This is a genomic window from Thermoanaerobacterales bacterium (assembly GCA_030019475.1).
GTDB lineage: Bacteria > Bacillota > Desulfotomaculia > Desulfotomaculales > JASEER01 > JASEER01.
In genome coordinates, this window is sequence record JASEER010000011.1 from 12214 (window position 1) to 38440 (window position 26227).

The 26227-nt window shown below is 64.3% G+C and carries 31 protein-coding genes and 1 pseudogene; 28 read left to right on the forward strand and 4 right to left on the reverse strand.

Translation table 11 applies throughout. From position 1 onward, the window contains the following. Window positions 1-399: 399 nt before the first annotated feature. The 3 genes and pseudogenes from QMC81_04465 to QMC81_04475 all read right to left on the reverse strand — a co-directional run bounded on the left by QMC81_04465 (window position 400) and on the right by QMC81_04475 (window position 1404). On the reverse strand, window positions 400-534 hold the full coding sequence (locus tag QMC81_04465) for a hypothetical protein (protein MDI6906730.1): 135 nt from the start codon (window positions 532-534) through the stop codon (window positions 400-402). 27 nt (window positions 535-561) lie between these two features. Next, window positions 562-951, reverse strand: a complete 390-nt coding sequence (locus tag QMC81_04470) for a 4Fe-4S binding protein (GenBank protein ID MDI6906731.1) — start codon at window positions 949-951, stop codon at window positions 562-564. Window positions 952-1059: 108 nt separating this feature from the next. Beyond that, window positions 1060-1404: pseudogene (locus QMC81_04475) on the reverse strand (sigma-70 family RNA polymerase sigma factor). A 173-nt stretch (window positions 1405-1577) separates the two neighbouring features. On the opposite strand from QMC81_04475, the gene mobAB reads away from it, so the two are divergent. The 19 genes from mobAB (at window position 1578) to QMC81_04570 (ending at window position 19521) form a co-directional block, all read left to right on the forward strand. Beyond that, window positions 1578-2675, forward strand: coding sequence for a bifunctional molybdenum cofactor guanylyltransferase MobA/molybdopterin-guanine dinucleotide biosynthesis adaptor protein MobB (gene mobAB, locus QMC81_04480; GenBank protein MDI6906732.1), 1098 nt, complete (start codon window positions 1578-1580; stop codon window positions 2673-2675). An 8-nt stretch (window positions 2676-2683) separates the two neighbouring features. Then, window positions 2684-3214 carry a YqeG family HAD IIIA-type phosphatase gene (locus QMC81_04485; protein MDI6906733.1) on the forward strand — a complete coding sequence of 177 codons (531 nt, stop codon included), beginning with the start codon at window positions 2684-2686 and terminating at the stop codon, window positions 3212-3214. Further along, window positions 3207-4100, forward strand: a complete 894-nt coding sequence (locus tag QMC81_04490; GenBank protein ID MDI6906734.1) for a shikimate dehydrogenase — start codon at window positions 3207-3209, stop codon at window positions 4098-4100. Before QMC81_04485 ends, QMC81_04490 begins: the two co-directional genes overlap by 8 nt. A 57-nt stretch (window positions 4101-4157) precedes the next feature. Continuing rightward, complete coding sequence (gene aroC, locus QMC81_04495; GenBank protein ID MDI6906735.1) at window positions 4158-5324, forward strand: chorismate synthase; 1167 nt, start codon at window positions 4158-4160, stop codon at window positions 5322-5324. Further along, window positions 5321-5869, forward strand: coding sequence for a shikimate kinase (locus QMC81_04500; protein ID MDI6906736.1), 549 nt, complete (start codon window positions 5321-5323; stop codon window positions 5867-5869). The genes aroC and QMC81_04500 overlap by 4 nt, the downstream gene beginning before the upstream one ends. Then, complete coding sequence (gene aroB, locus QMC81_04505; GenBank protein MDI6906737.1) at window positions 5829-6929, forward strand: 3-dehydroquinate synthase; 1101 nt, start codon at window positions 5829-5831, stop codon at window positions 6927-6929. Before QMC81_04500 ends, aroB begins: the two co-directional genes overlap by 41 nt. Window positions 6930-6946: 17 nt before the next feature. After that, window positions 6947-8638 carry an ATPase, T2SS/T4P/T4SS family gene (locus QMC81_04510; GenBank protein MDI6906738.1) on the forward strand — a complete coding sequence of 564 codons (1692 nt, stop codon included), beginning with the start codon at window positions 6947-6949 and terminating at the stop codon, window positions 8636-8638. 7 nt (window positions 8639-8645) lie between these two features. Then, window positions 8646-9740, forward strand: a complete 1095-nt coding sequence (locus QMC81_04515; protein MDI6906739.1) for a type IV pilus twitching motility protein PilT — start codon at window positions 8646-8648, stop codon at window positions 9738-9740. 194 nt (window positions 9741-9934) lie between these two features. Continuing rightward, the gene (locus tag QMC81_04520) at window positions 9935-11167 is read left to right on the forward strand and encodes a type II secretion system F family protein (protein MDI6906740.1); all 1233 of its coding nucleotides are present in this window, start codon (window positions 9935-9937) and stop codon (window positions 11165-11167) included. 109 nt (window positions 11168-11276) lie between these two features. Next, window positions 11277-11783, forward strand: a complete 507-nt coding sequence (gene gspG, locus QMC81_04525) for a type II secretion system major pseudopilin GspG (protein MDI6906741.1) — start codon at window positions 11277-11279, stop codon at window positions 11781-11783. After that, window positions 11783-12535 (forward strand): prepilin peptidase, encoded by a 753-nt coding sequence (locus QMC81_04530; protein MDI6906742.1) that lies wholly within the window; start codon window positions 11783-11785, stop codon window positions 12533-12535. The genes gspG and QMC81_04530 overlap by 1 nt, the downstream gene beginning before the upstream one ends. 38 nt (window positions 12536-12573) lie before the next feature. After that, the gene (locus tag QMC81_04535; GenBank protein ID MDI6906743.1) at window positions 12574-13092 is read left to right on the forward strand and encodes a prepilin-type N-terminal cleavage/methylation domain-containing protein; all 519 of its coding nucleotides are present in this window, start codon (window positions 12574-12576) and stop codon (window positions 13090-13092) included. 4 nt (window positions 13093-13096) lie between these two features. Continuing rightward, a complete protein-coding gene (locus tag QMC81_04540; protein ID MDI6906744.1) occupies window positions 13097-13486 on the forward strand; it encodes a type II secretion system protein in 390 nt (129 codons plus the stop codon). Beyond that, window positions 13483-14007 (forward strand): prepilin-type N-terminal cleavage/methylation domain-containing protein, encoded by a 525-nt coding sequence (locus QMC81_04545; GenBank protein MDI6906745.1) that lies wholly within the window; start codon window positions 13483-13485, stop codon window positions 14005-14007. Before QMC81_04540 ends, QMC81_04545 begins: the two co-directional genes overlap by 4 nt. A 68-nt stretch (window positions 14008-14075) precedes the next feature. Continuing rightward, window positions 14076-15374, forward strand: a complete 1299-nt coding sequence (locus QMC81_04550) for a polymer-forming cytoskeletal protein (GenBank protein ID MDI6906746.1) — start codon at window positions 14076-14078, stop codon at window positions 15372-15374. A gap of 119 nt (window positions 15375-15493) precedes the next feature. After that, window positions 15494-16420 (forward strand): pilus assembly protein PilM, encoded by a 927-nt coding sequence (gene pilM / locus QMC81_04555; protein ID MDI6906747.1) that lies wholly within the window; start codon window positions 15494-15496, stop codon window positions 16418-16420. Next, the gene (locus QMC81_04560; protein ID MDI6906748.1) at window positions 16420-17115 is read left to right on the forward strand and encodes a PilN domain-containing protein; all 696 of its coding nucleotides are present in this window, start codon (window positions 16420-16422) and stop codon (window positions 17113-17115) included. The genes pilM and QMC81_04560 overlap by 1 nt, the downstream gene beginning before the upstream one ends. After that, the gene (locus QMC81_04565; protein ID MDI6906749.1) at window positions 17096-17875 is read left to right on the forward strand and encodes a hypothetical protein; all 780 of its coding nucleotides are present in this window, start codon (window positions 17096-17098) and stop codon (window positions 17873-17875) included. The genes QMC81_04560 and QMC81_04565 overlap by 20 nt, the downstream gene beginning before the upstream one ends. A gap of 194 nt (window positions 17876-18069) precedes the next feature. Next, a complete protein-coding gene (locus QMC81_04570) occupies window positions 18070-19521 on the forward strand; it encodes a TldD/PmbA family protein (protein ID MDI6906750.1) in 1452 nt (483 codons plus the stop codon). Between the two features lie 40 nt (window positions 19522-19561). On the opposite strand, the gene QMC81_04575 is transcribed toward QMC81_04570, so the two are convergent. Then, a complete protein-coding gene (locus QMC81_04575; GenBank protein MDI6906751.1) occupies window positions 19562-19717 on the reverse strand; it encodes a hypothetical protein in 156 nt (51 codons plus the stop codon). Window positions 19718-19889: 172 nt separating this feature from the next. On the opposite strand from QMC81_04575, the gene QMC81_04580 reads away from it, so the two are divergent. The 9 genes from QMC81_04580 (at window position 19890) to spoIIIAD (ending at window position 26224) form a co-directional block, all read left to right on the forward strand. Further along, window positions 19890-21242 (forward strand): TldD/PmbA family protein, encoded by a 1353-nt coding sequence (locus QMC81_04580; GenBank protein MDI6906752.1) that lies wholly within the window; start codon window positions 19890-19892, stop codon window positions 21240-21242. Window positions 21243-21267: 25 nt separating this feature from the next. After that, window positions 21268-21720: a type II 3-dehydroquinate dehydratase gene (gene aroQ / locus QMC81_04585; GenBank protein MDI6906753.1), complete on the forward strand. Its 453-nt coding sequence runs from the start codon at window positions 21268-21270 to the stop codon at window positions 21718-21720. Then, the gene (locus QMC81_04590; protein ID MDI6906754.1) at window positions 21717-22790 is read left to right on the forward strand and encodes a Xaa-Pro peptidase family protein; all 1074 of its coding nucleotides are present in this window, start codon (window positions 21717-21719) and stop codon (window positions 22788-22790) included. Before aroQ ends, QMC81_04590 begins: the two co-directional genes overlap by 4 nt. Window positions 22791-22833: 43 nt before the next feature. Beyond that, window positions 22834-23391, forward strand: a complete 558-nt coding sequence (gene efp, locus QMC81_04595; protein MDI6906755.1) for an elongation factor P — start codon at window positions 22834-22836, stop codon at window positions 23389-23391. A 122-nt stretch (window positions 23392-23513) separates the two neighbouring features. Further along, window positions 23514-23924 carry a hypothetical protein gene (locus QMC81_04600; GenBank protein ID MDI6906756.1) on the forward strand — a complete coding sequence of 137 codons (411 nt, stop codon included), beginning with the start codon at window positions 23514-23516 and terminating at the stop codon, window positions 23922-23924. A gap of 139 nt (window positions 23925-24063) precedes the next feature. Continuing rightward, complete coding sequence (gene spoIIIAA, locus QMC81_04605) at window positions 24064-25059, forward strand: stage III sporulation protein AA (GenBank protein ID MDI6906757.1); 996 nt, start codon at window positions 24064-24066, stop codon at window positions 25057-25059. Next, complete coding sequence (locus QMC81_04610) at window positions 25053-25571, forward strand: stage III sporulation protein AB (protein MDI6906758.1); 519 nt, start codon at window positions 25053-25055, stop codon at window positions 25569-25571. The genes spoIIIAA and QMC81_04610 overlap by 7 nt, the downstream gene beginning before the upstream one ends. A 31-nt stretch (window positions 25572-25602) precedes the next feature. After that, window positions 25603-25806, forward strand: a complete 204-nt coding sequence (gene spoIIIAC, locus QMC81_04615) for a stage III sporulation protein AC (protein MDI6906759.1) — start codon at window positions 25603-25605, stop codon at window positions 25804-25806. Between the two features lie 40 nt (window positions 25807-25846). Next, the gene (gene spoIIIAD, locus QMC81_04620) at window positions 25847-26224 is read left to right on the forward strand and encodes a stage III sporulation protein AD (protein MDI6906760.1); all 378 of its coding nucleotides are present in this window, start codon (window positions 25847-25849) and stop codon (window positions 26222-26224) included. Window positions 26225-26227: the final 3 nt, after the last annotated feature.

Here is a 26227-nt window from a genome sequence, read left to right on the forward strand (position 1 = left end):
CTATTCTTAGCCGGCGGGCAGGGGAATATATCCAAAAAGGGAGGGAGAAGACGGCCAACAGGAAAAGGGGGGGACGGCGGGCATGCTGATCATGTCCTTTGCGGGGAAGGCGCGGGAGTTCAGGGTTTGGCTGAGCGCATGGCGGAGAACGATCGATCCGGAGGGGCGCACGGCGCTCTTCCGGCGCTGGGTGCACTAAAATGCGAAGTGAGATGTGGGGTGTGAGATGTAAGAACAGCGGATGGGAATTCGCGAAGCGAATTCCTTCAAGCCTCTCACTTCTGACTTCTCACTTCCCACCTCTCTTATGGCGGGCTCGGCTGACGGGCGTTAGCCCGGGGGCACTTGAGGAGGCGGGGGAGCGGCATGAGCAAGGGCGCCGCTAGCCGGCGTCCTTGCTCATTTTCCCTTACGGGTCTTCCCACCGCGGCGGCGCTCCTGTCGTTCGGCCGCCTGGCGGTGCTTGAACTCCAGGATCTCCAGGAACCCCATCGGGCTGTTGTTGATCTTCGTACCGCGAGCCTTCTCGTCCAAGGCCGATGCCCCCTTTGACTTTCAAGGTTAGTGACCGTGGATGAGCGCCGGCAGGCAGCGCACGCAGGTCCAGACGCTTTCCCCCTGGCGGCGGATGGGAAGCAGGGCGCGGTCGTTGTCGTCGGCGCCACAGAAGGAGCAGCGGATGCGTGAGTCGCCCACGGCGTGTTCCCGCCGTTCGGCGAGGTGGCGCTCCACGGCCTTCTCGTCAAAGGCCGGCGCCTCTCTTTCCTCGATACTCAGGGCGCCGGTGGGGCAGACCCCCAGGCAGAATCCCGCCCCGTCGCAGAGTTCCTCGCGAATGACCTTGGCTTTTCCACCCCGCATCTCGATCGCGCCCTCGGCGCACGGGATGACACACCGCCCGCAGCCGTTACAGAGTTCCTCATCAATGCGGACGATCTTCCGGCGTGCCATAACAGCTCCCCTCCTCCGGGTCCTGATATTTATACTTTACCGGGGCGGTGCGGGGGATACTGTGACCGCGGTCACGGCGGCCCCGTTTTTACTTACGGTCAGCGAGAACTCGTTTTCGATGCAGCGTGCAGCGTAGGTAGCCAGGCGCGCCCCCCGGATGGGGTTGAAGGTGTTAATGGCTTTGATCAAACCGATGGTACCGATAGAAATGAGGTCGTCCAGGTCCTCACCCGTGTTATCATACTTTTTTATTATGTGGGCCACCAAACGGAGATTGTGTTCGGTGAGGATGTTGCGCGCCTCCTCATCGCCGGCCAGCATCCGTTCCAGGCATTCCTTTTCTTCCTCCGGCGAGAGGGGCTGGGGGAAAGTGTTGTTGGTGATATACGAGAGGAGCAGCAAAAGGCCATTGATAACCGAGAGCATACCCAGGCTAAGGATAGCCGGTAGCATCGACGCACCTCCCAGGTTAGGCTGCATGTAGATTATATGACGCTGTTCGACTCCTGGTGCCGGGGGGCGCGTCCTTTTCTGCGGCGGCGGGGAATCCTGGGAAGGGAAACATCCGGCCCTTGCCGAAGAATGGGGGAAAACGGCCGGGGTGTCCGGTTTGGGGGGAACGATGCTTGGAAGCGGCAGCTTCGGCGGCCATCCTGGCCGGGGGCAAAAGCACCAGAATGCGGACCGCCAAGGCCTTCCTGGAGGTTGGGGGGCAGGCGGTCATCTCCCGTATCGTGACCGAACTGGCCTGCAGGTTCGACGAGGTCCTGGTGGTAACGAACGAGCCGTCCCGGTATGAGGGTGTGGGCGGGCGCGTGGTGACCGACATTATCCCCGGCAGGGGCCCGCTGAGCGGCATCCACTCCGCCCTCCACCATGCCGCCCATCCCCTGGTTTTCGTTACCGCTTGTGACATGCCGTTTGTCAGCGGCATTCTGGCCCGCGGGCTGGTGGCCCTGATAGACGGCTACGACTGCGCGGTCCCTGTGGTGCACAACTACGTCGAGCCGCTGTTCGCCGTCTACCGCCGGTCCTGCCTGAAACCCATCGAGGATTGCCTGAATGAAGGCCGTCTGAAGGTGGTTGATTTATTTTCCCGGGTGCGGGTAAAGTATATCAAAGAGTCGGAGATCCCCGGGCCGGTAATGCCGGAGACCTTTTTCAACATCAATTATCCGCGGGACTGGGCGCGTGCCCGCGCCATGGTCCGCCACGGCGGGACGCCGCCTGAATTACCCCCCTTTATCTGTATCGCGGGCACCTCGGGTGCCGGCAAGACCGTCCTGGTCACCAGACTGGTGCACGCCTTGCGGAGGCGGGGGCTGAGGGTGGGGACGGTGAAGCACGCCCCGCACGGGGCCGAACTCCTGGTGGAGGGCACTGACTCTTGGCGGCACTTCCAGTCCGGCGCGGAGATGTCGGTGGTCGTTACCCCGGACGCGGTAGCCGCGGTACGGCGGACGGGGGAAGAAACGCCGTTGGAGGATGTTCTGGCCGGAATGACCGGGGTCGACCTCGTCCTGGTGGAAGGCTATAAGGGAAAGACCTATCCGAAGGTTATTGTGAATTCCGGCGACCCTGGACCGGTAGACACGGCCGGCGCGGTGACCGTGGCCGGGGCCGCCGTTCCCGGCCTGGCGGTGCCGACCTATGACCGCGACGACATAGCGGGCCTGGCGCGGGAGGTCCTGCGTTACTTGGGGCTGGAGCTAAACGAGGAGTGAGGCGTTTCGTGTTGCGACTGCTGAATCCCGACCAGGTCGTATCCTCATTGTTCGACATCGACCTGGACGCCCTGGCGTGGCGGGGCATCAGGGGCTTGATCTTCGATCTGGACAATACCATCGTCGAACGCGGCGCGCCGGCCTTCACCCCCGAGGTCCTGGACTGGCTGGAGAGCGCACGGCGGCGCGGGTTTGAGATCGCCATCGTTTCCAACAACCGCACCCGGCGCGCCGTGGCCATGGCCCGCGAGCACGGAATTCCCGCCGTGTTTCGTGCCGCCAAGCCCCGGCGCCGGCCCTTCCGGAAGGCCCTGCGCTTCCTCGGCCTGGCGCCGCACGAGACGGCGGTGGTAGGTGATCAGTTGTTTACCGATGTCTTCGGCGGCAACCGCCTGGGCATGTACACCATCCTGACGCGGCCCCTGCCGGGACCGGAGTTCATAGGCACTCGCCTGATTACCCGGAAGCTGGAGAAGCTGTTTTTGCCCAGGATCTGGCGCCGCCACGGCTTCGTGTCGGGAGAGCAGGGCCATGCCTGACGCCGCGACTAGGCTCTGCGGTCTGTTGGGCCATCCGGTACGTCATTCCCTTTCCCCCGCGATGCAGAACGCCGCCTTTCAGGCGGCGGGGCTGAATGTGGTGTACCTCGCCTTCGATGTGCTCCCATCGGAGCTGCCGGCTGCTGTGGCCGCCGTCCGCGCCCTGGGCCTGGCGGGGGTCAACGTCACGGTGCCGCACAAGGAAGCCTGTCTTCCGCTGTTGGACGAGCTGGACCCGGAGGCGTCGGCCGTCGGGGCCGTTAACGTGGTCGTGGTCCGTGACGCCCGGTTGGTGGGGTACAACACGGACGGGGACGGCTTCATCCGCGCCCTGCGGGAGGCCGGGGCCGAACCTCGCGGGCGGGCGGCGTTTATTCTCGGGGCGGGAGGGGCGGCACGTGCCGTCGCCGTGGCCCTGGCCCTGGCGGGTGCGGCGCGGATCACCATCACCAACCGGACGCCCGAACGCGCGGCGCGACTCGCCGCCGACCTGACGGCCCTCGGCGCACAGGCCGGAACCCTGTCCTGGGAAGCCCTGGCCGAAGAGGCCCCGGAGGGAAAAACCGCCGTGGCCGCTTCCGAGTTGATCATTCAGACAACGACGCTCGGCATGCACCCCCGCGCGGACGCCGTCCCGCCGTTACCGGCGCGGTGGTTCAGTCCGCGCCACATCGCCTGCGATCTGGTCTACAATCCTCGGGAGACAAGGTTCCTGGCCGCGGCCCGCGCCCGGGGGGCGCGCGTTGTGGACGGTCTGGGGATGCTGCTGCACCAGGGGGCGGCCTCGTTCGAACTGTGGACGGGTCAGCCCGCGCCCCTGGAGGTCATGCGGCGTGCACTCGAGGCGGAGATCACATGTCGTCAAGGTAACTGCCACAAGACTTAAAGGACTGTTGAAAAAACGAGCATGCCGTTTTTCAACGGTCTGACGGGAGACTGATCAATGTTACGCTATCTAACGGCCGGCGAGTCCCATGGCCGGGCCCTGGTCACCATTGTCGAGGGGCTGCCCGCGGGCCTCCCGGTCAGGGTGGAACAGATCGATGCCCAACTCGCCCGGCGCCAGGGCGGATACGGCCGTGGCGGGCGCATGCGGATTGAACAGGACCGGGCGCGGATCCTTTCCGGGGTCCGGGGGGGCCGGACCCTCGGCTCGCCGGTGGCCCTGTTGATCGAGAACCGGGACTGGGCGAACTGGTCCGAGGTGATGGCTGCCGGCCCGGAGGCGCGGGTCGACGGGCGGGTCGTCACCCGGCCCCGCCCGGGGCACGCCGACCTGGCCGGGGCGCTGAAGTACGGGCACCGCGACCTGCGCAACGTGCTGGAGCGCGCCAGCGCGCGGGAGACGGCGGCGCGGGTGGCCGCCGGTTCCCTGGCGAGGCGGCTGCTGGAGGAACTGGGGATCGAAATCGTCGGGATGGTAGTGCGGGTCGGCACGGAGACGGCCCAGATGCCCGACAAGCGCCCGGACGAACTGCGGGCGCGGGCGGCGGCCTCGGCGGTGATGTGCCCGGACCAGGTCGCATCCCAGCATATGATGGAGGCCATCGACCGTGCCCGGGACACCGGCGATACCCTGGGCGGGGTCTTCGAGGTCCACGCCTACGGCGTCCCGCCGGGCCTGGGCAGCCACGTTCACTGGGACCGTAAACTGGACGGTCGGCTGGCACGGGCATTAATGAGCATCCAGGCCGTCAAGGGGGTGGAGATCGGGGACGGCTTCGCGGCCGCCGCCAGCCCCGGCTCCGCCGTCGGTGATGAGATCTACTACAGCAGAGAACGCGGGTTATACCGGATGACCAACCGTGCCGGAGGCATCGAGGGCGGGATGACCAACGGGCAGCCGGTGGTTGTGCGGGCGGCGATGAAGCCCATCCCCACTCTGCGCCGCCCGCTGGCGAGCGTCGACCTGGCGACGAAGGAACCGGTGGCCGCGGCCTACGAGCGTTCCGATATCTGCGCCGTACCCGCGGCCTGCGTCATAGGGGAGGCGGTCATGGCCTGGGAACTGGCTGCGGCCTGCCTGGAGAAGTTCGGCGGCGACACCCTGGACGAGGTGCGCGAGGCTCTTGTCCGCTACCGGGAGCGTCTTGGGGCGTTCGAATCGTGAAGAACATCGTTCTGATCGGCTTCATGGGCACCGGGAAGAGTTCGATCGGGCGCCGGCTGGCGCGACGCCTGGGACGGCCCTTCCTGGACACCGACGCCGAGATCGAGCGCCTGACCGGTAAGACGGTGGACCGCATCTTCGCCGAGGACGGCGAGGTCCGTTTTCGTTCCGAAGAGAGGCTCCTGTGCGCCAAGCTGTCCCGGCCGCAGGGCCTGGTCGTCGCCACCGGCGGCGGTATGGTCCTCAACCCGGAGAACGTGCGGTTGCTGCAGGCGGGAGGGGTCCTGATCGCCCTGCGCGCCGACCCGGAGACGATTTACCGGCGGGTACGGCGCAAGAGAACCCGCCCCCTTCTCCGGGGGGACCTGAGAGAGCGGATCGCCGTCCTGCTCCGCCAGCGGCAGGGCGTTTACGCGGTCGCCGAGTTTTCCGTGGACACCGGGCTCCTGACCATTGACCATGCAGTGGGGCGTATCCTGGGCTACCTGAAGGAGAGACATGGGATTGAAGACGCGGGAACTGATTGTACCGCTGGGCCGTCGTAGTTATCCGGTAATCATCGGCGCCGGTATCCTTGACCTGGCGGGGCTGCAGTCGGCCGCGGCCGCCCAGGGCGAGAAGGTGATGGTGATCACCAACTCCACGGTGGGGGGCCTGTACGGCCGTCCGGTCCGGGAGAGCCTTGAACGGGCCGGGCGTACCGTCGTGTGGGCCGAGATGCCGGACGGCGAGGAATACAAAACGCTGGAGACCGTCGCCGCCCTCTATGACCAGGCTTTCTCCGCGGGACTGGACCGCGGCGGCCTGGTCGTCGCCCTGGGCGGGGGCGTGGTCGGGGACGTGGCCGGATTCGCGGCCGCGACCTACATGCGGGGAGTGGCCTTCGCCCAAGTTCCCACGACCCTGCTGGCCCAGGTGGACAGCAGCGTCGGGGGCAAGGTGGGGGTGAACCACCCCAAGGGCAAGAACATCATCGGCGCCTTCTACCAGCCCCGCTTTGTCCTGGCCGATGTCCGCACGTTATGCACTTTGCCGGCGCGGGAGATCCGTGCCGGCCTCGCCGAGGTCATCAAGTACGGCGTCATTCGCGACGCCGCTTTCTTCGCCTGGCTGGAAGAAAACCTGGACCGGCTCCTGGGGCTGCGTGAGGACGCGCTCGCCGAGGCCGTATACCACTCCTGCCGCATTAAGGCCGAGGTCGTGGCCGCGGACGAGACAGAACAAGGGCTGCGGGAGGTCCTGAACTTCGGGCACACGGTGGGCCATGCCCTGGAAAGCCTGACCTCTTACAGGGCCTATCGCCACGGCGAGGCCGTCGCCGCCGGGATGGTGGCGGAGGCCCGCCTGGCGATGGCCGAAGGGATGCTGAGCGAAGCGGACTACCGCCGCCTGTGCGCCCTGGTGGCGCGCGCCGGGCTGCCGGTTGAACTGCCGGACCGCTGGGGGCCGGAGGAGTGGCTGGAGCATTTCACCCGGGACAAGAAGACCAGGGATGGGCGGGTGGCCTTTGTTCTCCCGACGGCCATCGGGCGGGTGGTGGTCCGCCAGGATCTGCCTTCGTACGCGGTTGTGTCCGGTTTGTTCGGGACGGCAAAAGGTGGGTGAGGCGGGTGCCTGAGGAGATGGAAAGCCACGCTAAAAAACTGCTGGGGGAACTCTTGGTCGAGGCCGGGGTGATCACCGTCGATCAGTTGCGGCGTGCCCTGGAAGAGCAGGCACGCAACGGCGAGCGCCTGGGAAGGGTGCTGGTGCGAATGGGTTTCGCCAGGGAGGAGGACATCACCACCGTCCTGGGGGAGCAGTTGGGCTTCGGACAGGCCGGGCAACTGCAGCCGGACGACCTTGGCCTCCTGGATCTGTTGCCGGAACAGGTAGTGAAACGCTATCGAGTCTTTCCTCTCCGGCGGGAGTCGGACCGCCTGACGGTGGCCATGGCCGACCCCACGAACCTGATGGCCATCGACGATCTGCGCCTGCTCACCGGCCTCGAAATCAGGCCGGTACTGGCCGGCGAGTGGCAGATCGACGGGGCCATTAAGAAATATTACGGAATGTCCGAACTGGAAAAGGCCTTCAGGGAGATCCAGATTGTCGAGGACGAAACCCTGTCCTTGGACCAGGGAGAGGCGGCCAACCCCGACGAGCCGCCCATCGTCCGCCTGATCAACGGGATTATCGTGCAGGCCGTGGAGCAGGGAGCCAGCGATGTCCACATCGAACCGGGCCCGAAGGATGTGCGCGTGCGCTTCCGCATCGACGGGATGCTGCGCGAGGCAATGCAATTGCCACTGAAGGCACGTGCCTCCCTGGCGGCCAGGGTGAAGATAATGGCGCAACTGAATATTGCGGAACGCCGCCTCCCCCAGGAGGGGAGGATCCACATCAGGTACCGCGGCCGGGAGATCGACCTGCGTGTTTCCCTTCTTCCGACCATCTTTGGCGAAAAGGCGGTTATTAGGCTCCTGGACCGTAACCAGTTAGTGACCGACATTGCGCGGCTGGGTTTTGCGCCGGCCAACCTGGAGAAGTTTTGCCGCCTCCTTCAGGCCGGTCACGGAATGATCCTGGTTACTGGTCCCACCGGCAGCGGGAAAACCACCACCCTTTACGCCGCGCTCAAGGAAATCTGCGTGCCGGAGCGGAACATCGTTACTGTCGAAGACCCGGTGGAGTACGTCCTGGATGGCATTACGCAGTGCCAGGTCCGGCCCGGGATCGGCTACACTTTCGCGGTCGCGCTGCGGGCCTTGCTGCGGCAGGACCCGGACGTGATCATGATCGGAGAGGTACGCGACTCCGAGACCGCCCAGATCGCCGTCCGAGCGGCGACCACCGGCCACTTGGTCCTTTCCACCCTGCATACGAACAACGCCGTGGGGGCGGTGGTGCGCCTGGCGGATATGGGTATTGAACCCTATCTTGTGGCCTCGTCCGTCCTGGGTGTCGTCGCTCAGCGGCTGGTGCGGGTGATCTGCCCCCGGTGCCGCGAGCCTTACCCCCTTGAAGCTTTCTCCCCGGAGCGCGCCTTTCTCGGATTGGGACCGGATGAGCCAGCGATGTTGTACCGCGGCCGGGGCTGCGGGCACTGTGGGCAGACGGGCTACCGCGGCCGCACGGCGGTCCAGGAGTTGCTCCTTCTCGACCGGGCACTTCGCGCCCTGATTACCGAAGGCCCCCCGGCGCATGAGATCTGGCAGGCGGCTCGTGAGAGGGGCCTTATCAGCCTGCGTGACGATGCCGTGGGCAAGGTCCGGGACGGCATTACCACGGTGTCCGAAGCCGTGCGGGCCGTATTGATAGACGAGGAGGATTAGGGAGCCGATGAGAATGGAATCCCTCTTGAAGCTGGCCGTCGAAACGGGGGCTTCGGATCTGCACCTTACGGTAGGCAGCCTGCCGGTCCTGCGCCTTGACGGGCGCCTTACCCCCCTGGACGACCCCGCCCTTGGCGCCGCGGGCGTCATGCCCGACCTGACGCACAGCCTGACCCCGGAGGACACCGAAGACCTGGCCAGACAGGTGATGGACGAGAGGCAGCGCCGGGAATTCTCAGCACGGGGGGAGATCGACTTTTCTTTTTCCCTGCCTGGGAAAGGGCGCTTCAGGGTCAATGCCTACCGGCAGCGCGGCAGCGTTGCCATGGCGATACGCCCTGTGAAAATGGAAATCCCTTCTGTGGCCGAACTCGGGCTGCCGTCGGTGGTCACGCAGCTGGCCCTGTTGCAGCGGGGATTGGTCCTGGTCACGGGTCCGACCGGCAGTGGCAAGTCGACCACCCTTGCGGCTATGATTGACCTTCTGAACAGTGAGAGGCGCTTGCATATCATCACCATCGAGGACCCCATCGAGTATATTCACCGCCACCGCCGCTGCCTGATCAACCAGCGGGAGATCGGGCTGGACAGTGAGTCGTTTGCCTCCGCCTTGCGGGCGGCGATGCGCGAGGATCCGGACGTTATCCTGGTCGGCGAGATGCGCGACCTCGAAACGATCAGCACCGCGATTACCGCCGCCGAGACCGGCCACCTGGTCCTGGCCACTCTTCACACCCTGAACGCCGTCCAAACCATCGATCGTATTGTTGATGTTTTCCCTCCGCACCAGCAGCAGCAAATCCGGTACCAACTCGCCCTTGTGTTGCAGGGGGTCATCTCCCAGCAGCTCATCCCGCGCCAGGACAGCCGGGGGCGCGTACCGGCCGTCGAAGTGATGATCGTTACTCCCGCCATCCGCAATTTGATCCGGGAAAATAAGACGCACCAGATCGCCAGCCATATCCAGACCGGCGCCCGGAGCGGGATGCAGACCATGGAAAGTTCACTTGCGCATCTCTATCGGCAGGGGCTGATCAGCCTGCAGGAGGCCCTGGATCGTGCCCCCGATCCGGAGACATTGAGGCGGTTGCTAAATATGTAACAATACTGAATGCTTTTATTTAAATCTTTGTTGAATAACCCATTAATCGTCGATTATAATCATAAAAAACATGTCTTAGGGCAATTTCTCTAAGACCAGAAATATGCAAAACCACGGATCCCCGGAAAGTGTTTTCCAGTGCAGCCGGGCTGCCAAAAAAATTGAGCCAACTGTCGAATGAGCCGGAGGGCAGGATGCCGCAGACCTATCTTTACAGGGCCCGTGACATTCACGGCCGGCTGTTCAGGGGCCGGATCGAAGCGGAGACGTCCCTTGCGGCGGCAGCCACCTTGCGTTCCCGCCATTACTTCGTCACGGAAATGCGCCCGGCGCCCGACACCAGCCGCGAACTTGCAATGCGCATACCGTGGGTGGGAAAAGTCGGCGTACGAGAGATGGCCGTTTTCTGCCGCCAGTTTGCGACCATGATTGAGGCCGGAGTGCCTATCCTCGGGGTCCTGGAGATCCTGGTTCGCCAGACCGACAACGTTGCGCTGCGAAAGGCGTTGATCGCGGTAATCGCCGACCTGCGGGGCGGGCGTACTCTTGCGCAGGCCCTGGAAGCACAGCCTTGCGTTTTTCCGCCCCTCCTCGTGAGCATGGTTAAGGCCGGCGAGGTAGGCGGCGTGCTCGATACCGCTCTCACCCGCATGGCCGAACACTTCGAGCGGGAACACGACCTGCTGGAGAAGGTAAAGTCGGCCATGACTTACCCCTTGATACTGCTTGTCGTGGGCTTTCTAGCGGTCGGTTTCCTGGTTACGTTTGTTCTGCCAAGTTTTATTGACATCCTGGCGAACGTGGGCGTTCCACTGCCCCTGCCGACGCGCGTGTTGATGGCCATGAGCGGGTATTCGCACCAATACTGGTACCTGGTCCTGGCCGTTACCATCGGCGGGTTCCTTGCCTTGGGCCAGGCCTTGCGGCAGCCCAGGGTACGCGAAGCCCTGGACGGTTTATCCCTGCGCCTGCCTGTTTTCGGACCTCTTCTGACCAAGGTGGGTGTTTCCCGCTTCTGCCGGATGCTGGCCACCCTCCTGGGAGCCGGTGTCCCGCTCCTGCAGGCACTGGAGATTGTGAAGGGCACCGCTGGCAACGCCGTTCTGGCCCGGGTCGCTGCGGCCGCCCGGCAGGCCGCCAGCGAGGGCCGGGAGCTGGCCGCGGTTCTGGCCGAAAGCCCGATCATCCCGCCGCTGGTCGGGCGTATGGCGGCAGTCGGGGAGGAGACCGGCGCGCTGGACCGGATGCTGGAGAAAGCCGCCGACTTCTATGACCGGGAGACCAACGCTACCGTGTCCCGCCTGTCGTCTCTGCTTGAGCCCGCGCTGCTGGTCTTTATGGGGGTGGTGGTAGGGACGGTGGTCATAGCCATCCTTTGGCCGATGTTCAGGGTCATCAGCGGCGCCGGGCTGATGGCGGGGATGTAAAGTTCCGCAGTAAGATGCCTCAGGCGAGGAGGGGTGATGAGGGCTTTCGGGGAGGGGAAACCTTTCGACCCCAGGATTCTTGAAAACCGTTGAGGAGGTTGGAAAAAAGATGCATACATGGATTAAACGGTATGCCGGCAACGAGAAAGGCTTCACGCTCATTGAACTCATGGTTGTGGTGATTATTCTGGGCGTATTGGCGGCCATTGCCGTCCCGAACTTCACGGGCCAGACCGACCGGGCCAAAAAGGGCCGGGCCATTACCGAACTGAAAAGCATGAAGACCATCATTGATCTCTACAAGATGGACAATAATGAGTTTCCCGAGGTAGGCAATACAGTTGCGGACGAAGTGAATACCATTGCGGAGGTCCTTCAGAAGGATGGCATCAATTGGACCGGAGACAGCGACGGCATCAAGGACCCGTGGGGCAATCCTTACACGTATGCCGTAAATGATGATAAGGATAAGTATGTCGTATTCTCCATGGGCCCCGACGGAGACGCCGGTGATAATGATTCGAACAAAGACAACATTTATGTGACAAAGGATAAGAACCCGACGGAAGGTGCACATGACATTGCCTATAGTGAAGATGTTGAATCGGCCGACTGATGCTTCTCCTGTTTATTTTCGGCCTGCTGGTCGGCAGCTTTCTTAATGTTATTATCCACCGCCTGCCGCGGGGCGAGTCCATCGTCCTTCCCCCGTCCCGCTGTCCGCACTGCGGGGGAAGGCTTTCCATTTCGGACCTGGTGCCGCTCTTCAGTTACCTCTGGTTACGGGGGCGATGCCGTCGCTGCGGAACCGGGATCAGCCTCCGCTACCCGTTGGTGGAACTCCTGACCGGGGTGCTCTTCGTGTCGCTCTATGCCCAATTTGGGCTGCAGCCGCTGCTGGCCAAACACCTCTTCCTGGCCTCGCTTCTGGTAGCGGTAGCCTTTATCGATATGGAGCATTACCTTATTCCCAACCGCGTGGTCCTGGTCGGTCTGGCGGGGGGAGTGCCGCTGAACCTCTGGGTACGGGACCTGACCTTCCTTTCGGCCGTCCTGGGGGCGCTGGTCCCGGCGGCCTTTTTCTTCCTGCTGGCCCTGGCAACGCGGGGCGGGGTGGGCGGCGGAGACATCAAGCTCGCTGCTGTCATCGGCCTTTTTTTGGGCTGGCCCTGGGGGTTGCTGGCGGTCTTCCTCGGCGCCCTGGCCGGGGGTATCCTGGGACTGGCTCTGCTCCTCACCGGGCGGAAGAAGCGGAAGGACCCTCTTCCCTTCGGTCCCTTCATAGCCCTGGGGGCGATAGTCACCGTCTTTGCCGGGGAGCCTCTGGTCTGCTGGTATCTGTCCCTTACAGGGCTCACGGCCGGGTAGGAAACGCAGGTTTATGGCCCCCCGGGGGAGTTATTGAAATGAAGCGCTCCATAACAAGACTCGTCCCGGCCCCTGAAGGTTTTACCCTGGTGGAACTGGCCGTTGTACTGGTCCTGATGGGCTTAATGGCCGCCGTTGCCGTGCCCGGCCTGCACGACTTCCACGCCCGTTACGCTCTACGAACGGCGGCCTACCAGATGGCGGCGGACATCCGCGGCCTGCAGGGCGAGGCTGCCGGCTGCCGGAGCAAGGGATTGACCAGTGAAGGCACGATATTCCTGGTCTGTTTCTATCCCGAGGCCGAGAGCTACAAGCTCCAACGTACTGGTGGCGGTAGTTGGTCGCGCACCGTGACTCTTAATCCGGGGATTGACCTTTTGGGCAGTACTTTCACGGGCGGTAGACTGGTGATAGGTCTGAGCGGCGTCCCGTCCGCCGGGGGGACGGTTTCCCTGCGGAGCACGGCAACGGGTGATGTTTTGTACGTTATCGTGACTTCACTTACCGGCCGGGTGCGGGTCAGCCGGACCCCGCCCGAAAGCTGGGAGGTCGGCTGAGGTTATGCGTGCCGTTCGCCTTGCCCGGGAATGTTCGAGAGACCGGCGCGGGTTCACCCTGATAGAGGTGATGCTCGCCCTGGTCATCATCGGGGTCGCCCTGATCCCGGTTCTGAACCTCTTTCAGACGGCAACCGGGAATGTGGTGACCGCGCAGCGGGAAACGCGCGCGACCTTTTTGGCCCAGGCCCGGCTGGACGAAGTCAAGGGCCTTGGTTATGAGGCCATCAATAACGTGTCAAGGACAACATGTCCGGAGGATCCCGATTACGAATATGCCGTCGCGGTCGAACTACAGGGAGTCGCTAAGAAGATAGCGGTGACGGTCTATTATACCGGGGGAGACGGCGGGGAGCGGACGGTCGTCCTGACCACGGTGCGGGCGGCACGATGAGCGGGTGGGGCCGGTTCCGGCGTGACCAGGGGGGATTCACCCTGTTTGAGATGGTACTGGCCACCGTGCTGGCGGGGCTTCTTCTGGCGGCCGTCCTGCAGTTCTGGCAGACCGGGGTGAAGGGCTGGCTGCGGGTGGAAAGGCAGGCGGACACCGCGGAGGGAGTGCAGATGGCCCTGGACCGGATGGGGCGTGAAGTCCGGGAAGCCAGGCAGGTGCTCGAACCGGCGCCGGGAGATCCCCCTGGTAATCGCCTGCGGTTCATCAGCGGCCGCGACGGGACAACCGTCATTACCTATTACACCGATGCATTGCATTCCGGTTGGCTCTATCGGCGGTCGGGAAGTTATCCCGGCAGGCCCGTTGCCGAGAAAGTTAAGGAGTTCCGGGTTGCGTCCTACGCTGACGGCGGAGTGCCCGGTACGCCGCGCCGGGTGACAATCACCTTGGTCGGGGAGGCGCCGGGTTTCCCGGACCTTGTTTTCCAAACCTCGGTGCGGTTGCAGGTGGATTCTCCCTGACAACGACGCCTGGATCTCGGGTGGTGAGAAGGTTGCTCTGGCGGGATGAACGGGGCTATATCGGCGCCGTGGCCGTAATGGTGCTGGTGGTGTTGATGCTGCTCGCTTCGGCCGCGGTCACTCTCGCCGCGCAATACCGGACCCTGGCGGCGCACCAGTACCGGCAGACACGTGCTTACTACATCGCCGAGGCGGGGGTTGAGAAGGCTCTGGCCGACCCGGCTTTCCTCTACGGCTTGGCGGTTGATTCCGGCGGCACGTTGGATGACGACTACGCGGACGCCACCGTTTACCTTAACGATGCGGAATTTGCCGGCGGAACCCTTACCGTCGCCGTAACACGCAAGGCTGACGACCGGGGTATGGGTGTCTTTCGCATTTATGCCACCGGGCGGGTGGGGAATGACGCGCGGGTACTCAAAGCCGAGGTACGCATGCCGTTGTTTGCTTTCTATCACGGCCTGCTTTCTGGTAAGCAAATTAAAATTACTCTCTCTGAAGTTGCAGGGAATGTAAACGCCGAGCAGGACATTGACGTCTTGGCGTCTAGGGTTACAGGGGATGTCTCCGCGGGGAGGCAGGCTGACGTCAACTCTCTGGCCTTGATTTCGGGCGATGTTGGTGCCGGTCAGGACGTTAAGATTCACGATCTTTGCGTAGTGGCCGGTAGCGTTTGGGCGGAGCAGGATGTTGAAGTGAGAGACCTGAGTCTCATAACGGGAGACGCAAGGGCCAACAAGGAGGTTAAGGTGCTTGACGGCGGGTGGATAGACGGTATTGTTTATGCGCCCAAACTCGTTACGCGGTGGCCCGAGGGGATGCTGGACTGGCAGGAAGTTGACCCGGGTGTCAGTGTCAGGATACCCCGGGTCCCCGACCTGAATGTTGAGTATCTTAAACAAATTGCCGATTTCATTTATGCCCCTTCAGGGAAAAACTCTCATTTTAAAAAGACTTTTACAACGGCGGAGCTTACGGGGATCACTGGCGTGTACTTCGTGGATGGCGATGTCGAGATCCTAGGGAGATACTCCGGCCAAGCGACCATCGTCTGTACCGGCGAGGCCGTCATCCGTGATCTTACCCGTGACGGGGAAGACGATGTTCTGGCGGTTATCGCCGCCCGGAACGTAACCCTTGATGGTAGCGCGCAGGCCCTCATTTTCGCGGGCGGGACCGTATCTCTAAGCTTTATGGACAGCCTTGGCGGGGCCATTATCGCCGGTGGGGACGTGAAGGTTGAGAACGGGTCCAGGTTCTTATATGAGCAAGAGATGGCGGAGAACCCTCCGCCTGGGCTGGCGGGCAAACCGGTGATTACCACCTGGCAGGAGAAGTATCCGCCCTTCCCCGAAAAAGAAAAGTAGTATCGCCTGAAAGGTTGCGAATTAAGATTCAAAAAGCAACGGCGAAGCTTAAGAATCTCTTCCGAAGGCACAGGCCGTACCTAGGTGTGTCCATCGTCGGCTCCGAGGTTCGGGCGGCTATGGTCGCGTTTGTTGCCCGCCGGCCGCAGGTGGCATGGTGCCGCCGACTGCCAGTTCCGGTAGCGCCGGATGCGAACCCCGGCGCGCGGGAACAGGCCCTGGTCGACGTTTTGGTGTCCCTTGCCGGTATGGTGCCGCGCTGCCGGGTGGTCACGGCGCTCCCCGGCGCGGCCGGTATCGAGCGCCTCCTGCGCCTTCCGGCGATGCCGGAACGGGAGATGGAGGGGGCCGTGCGGTGGGAGGCCGAGCAGCAGATCCCGGTGCCCCTGGAAGGGATGCTCCTGCGCCACGTGGTCCTGGGCCCGGCCGACGGCGAGGGCAACCAGGCCAACGTCCTTATTGTGGCGGCCCCTGAACAGCGGGTGCGGGACTGGCAGATGCTCTTCGCCCGCGCCGGGCTGGTGCTGGCGGCGATAGATCTGCCGGCCCTGGCCCTCTGGCGTATTGTTTTCGGTGTGCCCGGCACCGTCCCCGGAGACGGAGTGGTCGCCGTGGCCGACCTGGAGCCCGGCCTAGTACACCTGCTCGTCGCGGACGAGGGAACCATCCTGGTCACCCGCAACGCGGCGGTGAATGGTTCGTTGGAGTCCGAAACGTCGCTTTTACACCTGGATGTGGCTGCAGCGGCTGAAGGACGGGGTGAACCGGTTTTGGATGCGGCTGCCTACGGGTATGCGCTGGCGGAACTCCGCCGGTTCCTGGAATACGTTCAAAGTGCTTACCGGCAGCGGCCGGTGGAACGGCTGTTGTTGACCGGGTCCGGCGCCGGGGTACCGGGGATCGCGGAACGGCTTGCCGGTGAGCTTGGTCTTTCTGTAGAGGTGGCCCGGCTGCCGTTAACCGTCGCCGAGCCGGAGGGGGAAGCGGATCTGGGCCCGGCCTTCGCCATCTCCGCCGGACTGGCGCTCTGGGGGGTGGAAGGCTGATGTACCGGGTAAACCTCCTGCCCCCGGACCTCTTACCCGGCCCGCACGTAGACCGGCGACGGCTGGCGTTGGTCGCCGCCGTGACCCTGACCCTTGGCCTGGTCGTTGTCTTCGGGGCCGTCTGGGCATCACGTTTTGTCATGGCACGGCAGGAACTGGCCTGGACACGAGCCGAACTGGCGGCGCTGCAGGAGACCGTGACGCGGGCGCGTGAGGTGATCAATGAGCGGCGCAGCCTAGAGGAGGCGACCGAGGTCCTGAACGGCCTCAAGGCCGGTGTAAGACCATACAAACCCCTGTTGGACCGGATCGGCGAAAAGATGCCGGTGGACCTCTGGTTCACCTCGATTGAGATTTGCTACGACGAAAAGCGGGCCGAAAAAAAAGGGGAGGCCCGGCAGCCGGGGAACACGCCACCCTCAAGGGTGGATGAGAGTAATAATCCCCTGGCGGAGGGGGATGTCGCGGGGGCGGCCCTGCCTCCGGCACCGGATACGATCCTGATCAAGGGGCGGTCCCGCTCGGTGCCCTCGATCGGCGTCCTGGCGCGCTACCTGAGCGGAAACCCGGCCCTGGCCGCCGTGAGCCTCGGCGAGATCCAGGAACGGAAAGAGGACCAGACTTTCTCCTTTGTCATCACCTGCCGGCTGGCGGGGACGGAAGGGGGTGCGCCCGTTGTGGTCCCGTCTGAGTAGGCGCGAGCGGGTCCTTGTCGTCCTGGCGGTGGCGGTATTGGTGGGCTTCCTGGGCTACCGCTGCCTGTGCACGGGGTTAGCCGCTCAATGGAACGGCACCTTTGCCGAATTGGCCCAGGCGCGCAAGGAACTTGCGGCGGCGCGGGCGGCACAAGACGGCCTGCCCGCCGAAAAGGAACGGCTGGCGGGGGCGCGGGAGACCTACCAGCGTGCCCGCGCGGATTTCCGGAATAATGTCGCCGACGGCGGGGCGGTCGTGAAGCTGGGACTGGCGGCCATCGAAACCGGGGTGACCATCACCGGCTACCACGCGATGGGTCTCGTCGCGGACAAGCATTACCTCGCTCTGCCCGTAGTCCTGGAAGTGCGCGGGCCATATCCCGATGTTCTGGCCTTTCTGGCACGGATCGAGGAAAGGCGTGACGTGCCTGCCCTGGTGGCCGTGCGCCGCTTGGCGATCGAACAGAACAAGGATGATACGGGGAATGCCGCCGGAACAGTAGACGGGCGGTTTACACTGGTCTTCTACGCCGAGCGGACCGCCGGGGGGCGGCTGGCCCTGGCCGAGATCGCGGGCTGGAAGGTTGGGCGGCCTGACGGCTTCGCCCCCGCCGGGGCGGAGTCCCCTTATCCGGGGGTGCCCGTAACGATCCCCCCGCCGCCTGTTCAACAACCCGCGGGTGGCGACAGTTCCGGTACCGAAGGCCATCTGTTGCCGGGCGCAACGGGGGGAAGCATACCATCTTTGCCGGTGCCTTAGATCACCGGAGCTTGCCCGATGACGACTCTCCGGGGGAGCCGTATCAAAAAACACCGGGGCGCGTAAACTTAAGCTTGGCCGGGAATTCACTTTGCGCAGCCGATTGATGGCACTGCGACCATGAAGCGGCAGGAAAAGGCACGCGTTACCGCGAAGGTTAAAGATCGGCATTATTAGCTGGGGGATGAATCCGCGTGCTCGAAAAGGACCTTTTGCAGGATGTGCTCCGTACCGCCCTGTCCCGCGGCGGGGATTTCGCGGATATCTACCTGGAGCAGCGCCGGGTTACCGGGGTCGGCTTCGAGGATGACCGTATCGAGCGGGTGCAGTCGGGTTTGGACGCCGGGGCCGGGATCCGGGTCGTGGCCGGGGAGGCTACGGCTTACGCCTACACCAACCAGCTCGACCGCCGGGGGTTTCTGGACGCGGCCGAGGTCGTGGCCCGCGCCGCGGCCGGGGGGAACGGGAAGGACGTCAGCATCGACCTGCGGCGCCTGGCTCCCACGGTGAGCTTCGATATCGAGAAAATGCCGGATGAAATCCCGACGGCGGAAAAGGTGGACCGCGTTGAGCGGGCCAACCGCGCGGCGCGGGCCGTGGACGGGGAGAAGATCAAGCAGGTCATCGTCGGGTACGGTGACGTGGTCCAGCAGGTGACGATCGCCAACAGCGACGGCACCCTGGTCGAAGACGAACGGGTGCGGACGCGTCTGGTCGTGCACGCCATCGCCGCCGCCGGGGACGTCATCCAGACCGGTTACGAGGCCCTGGGCGGCGTTAAGGGCTTTGAGCTTCTGGACGGCGGGCAGCCCGAGGAGATAGCCCGCCGGGCCGCCAGGCGGGCCTGCGACCTCCTGGAGGCGCAGCCCGCCCCGTCAGGCCGTATGGCCGTTGTTCTTTCGGGGGAGGCCGGCGGCACCATGGTCCACGAGGCCTGCGGGCACGGGCTGGAGGCCGACCTGGTACAGAAGGGGGTCTCGGTATACGCCGGCAAGCGGGGTGAGACGGTCGCCTCTCCCGCGGTATCGGTGATCGATGACGCCACCCTGCCCGGCCGCTACGGATCCTATACTTTTGACGACGAGGGGGTTCCGGCGCGGAAGGTCACCCTGATTGAGAACGGTGTCCTGACCGATTACCTCTACGATACGCTCACGGCCCGCAAGGATGGGCGAGCCTCAAACGGCCACGGGCGCCGGGAGTCTTACCAATACAAGCCGATCCCGCGGATGGGCAACACCTTCATCGCCCCCGGCAAGGACGACCCGGAGGGGATTATCCGCGAGGTGCGTGACGGCCTGCTGGTCCGGAAGATGGGCGGGGGTCAGGTCAATACGACCACCGGTGACTTCGTGTTTGAGGTTGCCGAGGGCTATCTCATCGAGGACGGCCAAATCGGCCCGTTGGTACGCGGTGCCACCCTTGCGGGTAACGGGCCCGAGGTCTTGCGGAAGGTGGACCGGGTCGGGCGTGACCTGGGGTTCACCATCGGCACCTGTGGGAAGGACGGCCAGGGGGTGCCGGTGAGCGACGCCCAGCCGACTCTCCTGCTTGGGCAGCGGCCAGGGGATGACCCGCCGATCATCGTGGGCGGTACCGGGAAGGCCAGAATGAACAAGAAGGCTCCCCGGATTGTAAGGCTCTGACCAATGGCCGGGCTGCGCGGGCAGCCCGGTTCCGTTTTCTTCACTCCTTGTCCGCCAAGATATCGGTCAGGTAGGCGCGGTCGCCGACTTCCTCGCCGGCCACTGCGTCCTCATTGAGGAGTTCGAGGCCCGGGTCCAGGTCCTCGTTAACGGGGCGGGCCGTTTTCTTTTTGTCCGGATTTTCCTCGGGTTTCATGGGTGTAGCCTCCTGTCTGAGTGATGGTGCTATTCTTCCCGTCCTCAAGGCTTCTATGAATGTCTTGTCCTGAAACAGCAGGGTTTTCCATTCCGGCGGCGAACAATTGTAAGCGGTTTTTCGCGAGGCATACTATAGGTATTAACGTCACGGAAAGGATGCTGGCCCAGGCATGTCTGCAAACGAGTTCTTGAATTTGGCCCGCGCGGGGATGGAAAAGGCCGGCGCACAGGGAGTGGAGTCGGCCGAGTCTTACCTCAGCCACAGCCGCGAAATCGAAATCGAGGTGCGGGACGGCCGTATCGAAACTATTAAAAGCGCTGAGGAACGGGGCCTTGGATTAAGAGTCTTCCGGGAAAAACGGATCGGGTTCGCCTACACCACCGACCTTTCGCCGGGGGGGCTGGACCGCCTGGCCCGGGATGCTGCGGCCAATGCCTCGCAAACCGCCGAGGACCGTTTTCACCGCCTGCCCAAGCCGTCCGCTTCATACCCGGAGTTGGAGCTGTTTGATCCCGCCATTCCCCAAACGGCCATCGAAGCCAAGGTGGAACTGGCCCGGCGGATGGAAAAGGCCGCGCGCGCCTATGACCCGCGGATTAAGATCATCGAAAGCGCAACGTACCAGGACGGTGAAGTGGAAGTCGGCCTGGTCAATACGGAGGGACTGGCCAGCCATTACCGGGCCGCGATATGCGGCCTCTACATTTCACTGACTGCGCAGGACGGTGACGGGGACAGCCAGACAGGTTTCGCCATGGATTTCCGCCGCCGCCTGGGCGAACTGGCTCCCGAAGCTGTTGGGCGCGAGGCGGCGGAGCGCGCTGTACGCATGCTCGGGGCCCGCACGCCGGGCGGCGGCGAGGTGCCGGCCGTTCTCGACCCCTTTGTGGTGGTGAGCCTCCTCGGAGTCCTGGCCCCCTCCCTGACCGGCGAGGCGGTGCAGAAGGGCCGCTCGCTGTTCGCCGGGAGAATCGGCCAGCCGGTGGCCTCTTCCCTGGTGACGGTCGTTGACGACGGCGCCCACCCGTCCGGTATCCGTTCCGCTCCCTGTGACGGGGAGGGAGTGCCCACCGGTCGCACGGTCTTAATCGAAAACGGAGTGTTAAAGGGTTTCCTGCACAACACCTATACCGCGGCCAAGGACGGCTCCGCCAGGTCGACCGGCAACGGGGTGCGGGGCTCCTTCAAGGGGACGCCGGAGGTGGGGACGACGAACTTCTTCCTCCAGCCGGGGGACGCCGATCCGCAGGAGATCGTCGCCGACACGCCGCGGGGTTTTTATGTGACGGAAGTGATGGGGATGCACACGGCCAACCCCATCTCAGGGGACTTTTCGGTCGGGGCCTCGGGCCTCTGGATCGAGGACGGACGCCTGGCCTACCCGGTACGCGGGGCGGCCATTGCCGGCAATATTCGCGACCTGCTGGCCGCCATCGACGCCGTGGGGCGTGACCTGAGGTTCTTCGGCGGCACCGGGGCGCCGACGGTGAGGGTGAGCAAACTGGCCGTCAGCGGAAGCTAGACAGGTCGCCGGGGAGTTGAAGCGATTGAAAATCCTGGTCTTGCACGGACCAAACCTGAACCTCGTGGGGACGCGGGAACCCGAGATCTACGGTTCGGTTTCCCTGGAGACGATTAATAGAGAGCTTGTTGACTTAGGCGGCCAGCTCGGGGTGGAGGTGGAGTGCCACCAGTCCAACAGCGAGGGGGAACTGGTCGACCGGTTGCAGGCTGCGCGTACCGATTACGCCGCCGTGGTCTTTAACCCCGGGGCCTATACCCACTACAGCCTGGCCCTGCGGGATGCGGTGGCGGCCATCGGCCGGCCGGTGGTCGAGGTCCACCTTTCCAACATCCACGCACGGGAGGAGTTCCGCTCCCGCTCGGTGATCGCCCCCGTGGCGGCGGGCCAGATCAGCGGCCTGGGCCCCTTGAGCTACCTCCTTGGCCTGCACGCCGCCGTCGCCCTGGCCCGGGGAAGGGAGTGCCGCGACCGGTGAACGGACGCCTGGCAGCCGTGCGGGAGAAAATGGACGAGGCCGGCCATGCGGCCCTGCTGGTCACCGGAGAGCACAACCGCCGCTACCTTGCCGGTTTCACGGGTACCACGGGGGTTCTCCTGATCACCGCGGCGCAGGCCTATTTCCTCACGGATTTTCGTTACCTCGAACAGGCGCGTGCCGAGAGCCCGGACTTCGAACTGGTACGGGTGGAACGGACCTGGGTGGAGTCCCTTGCACAGCTTGCAGCGGACCTGGGACTGTCCGAACTGGCCTTTGAAAGCGACCATCTCACGTATTACCAGCATGCCTCCCTCCAGGAGAAGCTGCCCGGGGTTTCTTTGTCCCCCACCCGGGGCCTGGTGGAACAGATGCGGGCGGCGAAGGACGAGGATGAAATCGCCGCCATCCGCCGGGCGGTGGGGATTGTGGACGAGGTCTTTGCGGATGTGGTACGGGAATTCGCCGCCGGCCCGTCCGAGAGGGAACTGGCGGCGGAACTGGAGTACCGTTTCCGGAAGGCCGGAGCGGACGGCAGTTCTTTTGCCACCATTGTGGCTTCCGGGGCCCGGTCCGCCCTGCCGCACGGGGTAGCCTCGGAGAAGCCGCCCGCCCCCGGCGATCTGGTGATCATCGACTGTGGTTGCGTTCACCGGGGTTATTGCTCTGATTTTACCCGCACCCTGCACTTGGGGCCGCGGCCCGCCGACTGGCAGGAAGAAATCTACCGCATCGTCCTCGAGGCCCAGCAGGCGGCCATCGCCGCCATCCGCCCCGGCGTCCCATGCCGCGAAGTGGACGCCGCGGCCCGCGAGGTCATCACCCGCTACGGCTACGGGGATTACTTCGGGCACAGTACGGGCCACGGTCTGGGGCTGGAAATCCACGAGGAGCCCCGGCTGTCGGCCCTAGAGGAGCGCCTCCTGGCCGAGGGCAACGTGGTCACCGTTGAGCCCGGGATTTACCTGCCGGGCAAGGGCGGGGTGCGTATTGAAGATGTGGTGGTGGTACGGGAAGACGCGGCCGAGATCCTCACCCGGACGCCCAAAAACGGTCTGATTTTGGTATAATTTTGGACGGAGTGTGGCAAAAACCGGTAAGGAGGCGGAGGACTTGATCTCAACCAACGATTTTCGCACGGGCCTGACCATCGAACTCGACGGTGAGGTCTACCAGGTGGTGGACTTCCTGCACGTCAAGCCGGGCAAGGGCTCGCCCTTCGTGCGGTCGAAACTCCGGAACATGCGGACCGGGGCCGTTGTCGAACGGACCTTCAACGCCGGGGAAAAAGTGCCGCGGGCCCGCCTGGATAAGCGTGAAGTCCAGTACCTTTACAACGACGGCGAGAACTATAACTTCATGGATACCGAAACCTATGAGCAATTCGCCCTCGGGGGGGATATCCTCGGGGACGCCGTCAAGTACCTGAAGGACAATATGAACCTGTTCCTCCTGTTCCATAACGGGAAGGTGCTGGACATCGAACTCCCCAACACGGTGGAGCTGACCGTTGTTGAGACAACCCCGGGCATCAAAGGGGATACCGCCTCCGGAGGTTCCAAGCCGGCTACCCTTGAGACCGGCCTGGTGGTGCAGGTACCGTTCTTCGTCGAGGAGGGGGATGTCCTGCAAATCGACACCCGCACGGGCCAGTATATTAAACGCGCCTAAAAAGGTCTTCACCTATAACAAACCGGCTGACGTTTAGAACCCCCCTGACAGAGAGATAATATGAGCGTCAGGGCCGTGTGGAACCTCTTTCCACAACGGCAAACAAGAGGGGGTGTTCCTGCGTGAGCGATCTCAAGAGCCGGGTGGCCTACCTGCAAGGATTGGCAGCGGGTCTCGACCTGCCCGAGGATGACAAGCAGGCCCGGCTGCTCCACGGCATTGTCGAGGTGCTGGGCGAATTTGCCGGCAACGTGGAGGACCTGGAGGAGGCCCAAGACAATCTGGAGGACTATCTGGAGAGCATTGACGAGGACCTGTACACCCTGGAGAACAGGATTTACCAGGACGGCGGCGAGGACGCGCTGGCCGACGACTACGTCGAAATCGAGTGCCCGGAATGTCACAGCCTGGTCGCCGTCGACTCCGACCTGGTGGATGACGGGGATTTGAGCGACATTCAGTGCCCGAACTGTGAGGCGGTCATCGACCTCGACACAGGGGCCGACGAAGTGCCGAGCAACGATGTCGTTTAGACCGCATCGCACTAACGCCTAAGGGGGCGCCATAACCGGCGCCCTTTTCGTTTTCGGGTAAAGGAAGTGGGGGCCCGGGTTTGCTGGCATAAAGTGGGAGGAAAGCCCATAGGCATTAACGTAAGAGGGGGGACAAACCGTGCGACGGGAGCTGCCAACGGGCACATTGGAAACTCTGCGGGATGATGTGTCATCTTTCTTCCCGCCCCGCCTGCGGTCCATTCTCCTGGGCCTTTCCCTTGATGTATGGGGGAGAGTGGAGGAGATCCGCCTGCGCCTGGGGCGCCCCCTGGCGCTCAACCTTGGCGAGGGGGAGGTCTTCGTCGACGCCCGGGGCCGGGCGGTTGACGCCCGCGCCGCCTGCGCCGTTTCGGCGGATGACCTTCAGCGGACGGTGCAGCTGGTTACCGGCGCCTCCCTTTACGCCGTCGAGGACGAACTGCGGCAGGGCTTCGTGACCGTGGCCGGCGGCCACCGGGTGGGCTTCGCCGGGCGGGTGATCCTGGACGGCCGGAAGGTCCGGACCATTAAGCACCTGGCCGCCCTCAACTTCCGTATTTCCCGCGAAGTGCGGGGCGCGGCGGACGCCGTTATGCCGCTCCTGATTGACGGGAGCACGGTCCGTCACACCCTGATTATCTCGCCCCCGCGGTCCGGCAAGACGACCCTGCTCCGCGACGCGGTGCGCCAGCTTTCCGACGGCATACCGGCCCTCGGTTTCCCGGGGGTTACCGTCGGCCTGGTGGACGAGCGCTCCGAGGTGGCCGGCTGCTTCCGGGGTGTGCCCCAGCGCGATGTCGGAATGCGGACCGACGTCCTGGATGCCTGCCCCAAGGCCGAGGGGATGATGATGCTCCTGCGCGCCCTATCCCCGCAGGTCATTGCCACCGATGAGATCGGCCGGCGGGAGGACGTGGGGGCTTTGGAAGAGGTCCTGAACGCCGGGGTAAGCATCCTGGCGACGGCCCACGCCGCTTCGGTCGACGAACTCCGGCGGCGGCCGGTGTTTCGCGACCTCCTCGCCCTGGGGATTATCGAGCGCTTCATCGTCCTCGGCCGCGCGCGCGGTCCCGGGACGGTGGAGGCCGTGATCGAGGGGCGGGCCCTGCGAAGGGAGGCGGCGGCGGCATGCTGAAGGCCGTTGGAGCGCTGTGTGTCATCGCGGCCGCCGGGTCATACGGCGTCGTCGTGGCCCGGGATTACGCGCGCCGGCCGAGGGAGTTGCGGGAGGCGCGGGCGGCCCTGTCGATGCTGGAAACCGAAATTGCTTACGGCGCGACGCCCCTGCCCGAGGCCCTGGAAACGGTGGGCCGGCGTTGCGACGGGGCGCTGGCCCGTTTCTTCACCGGCGCCGCGGAGGCGCTGGCGGTACGGGACGGCACGACGGCGGGGGAGGCCTGGGAACACTCCCTGGCGCGTTACAGCGCCCATGCCCCTTTACGACCGGAGGACCTGGCAGCCCTGGGCAGCCTGGGGGCGGTACTCGGCAATTCCGACCGCGAGGACCAGACGCGTCACCTGCGTTTGGCGGGCGAGCGGCTGAAGATCCTGGCGGCCCGCGCCGACGACGAGGCACGCCGTAACGTGCGCCTGTGGCGATACCTGGGGTTCCTGGCCGGGGCGGCCGTGGCCCTGGTCATCTGCTGATACGGGCGGTCTTATGCGAGGAGGGAAGGCCTTGGACACCAGCGTGGACCTGATCTTTAAAATCGCCGGGGTGGGCATTCTCACCGCCGTCCTGCACTCAACCCTGAAGCTTGCGGGAAAGGAAGACCTGGCCCAGCTTTCAACGCTGGCCGGAGTGGCCATTGTCCTCTTCTGGATCGTCGGGCTGATCGCCGACCTGTTCGGGCAGGTGAAGACGGTGTTCCGTCTCTTCTGACCGCTTCACTTTCGCCTTAGGGGTGAGCCGCTTGGAAATCGTGCAGTACGTGGGGTTCGGCCTGATCGCCGCCGTCCTGATCGTTCTCATCCGGCAGCACAAACCCGAACTGGCCCTGCTGCTGAGTATCGGGGCCGGGGCCGTCCTGTTCCTCCTCGTACTGGGCAAGGTCGGGGCGGTGATCGACGTCCTGCGAGACCTGGCGGCCCGCGCCAACGTCAACATGGTCTACCTGGGAGTGGTGCTGAAGATCGTAGGCATTGCCTACATCGGGGATTTCGGCGCCCAACTCTGCCGTGACGCCGGGGAAGGGGCCCTGGCGTCCAAGATCGAGTTCGCGGCCAAGGTCCTGATCCTGGTGCTGGCGGTCCCGATCGTGCTGGCTGTGATGGAGTCGTTGCTGAAGATCCTGTCCTGAGGC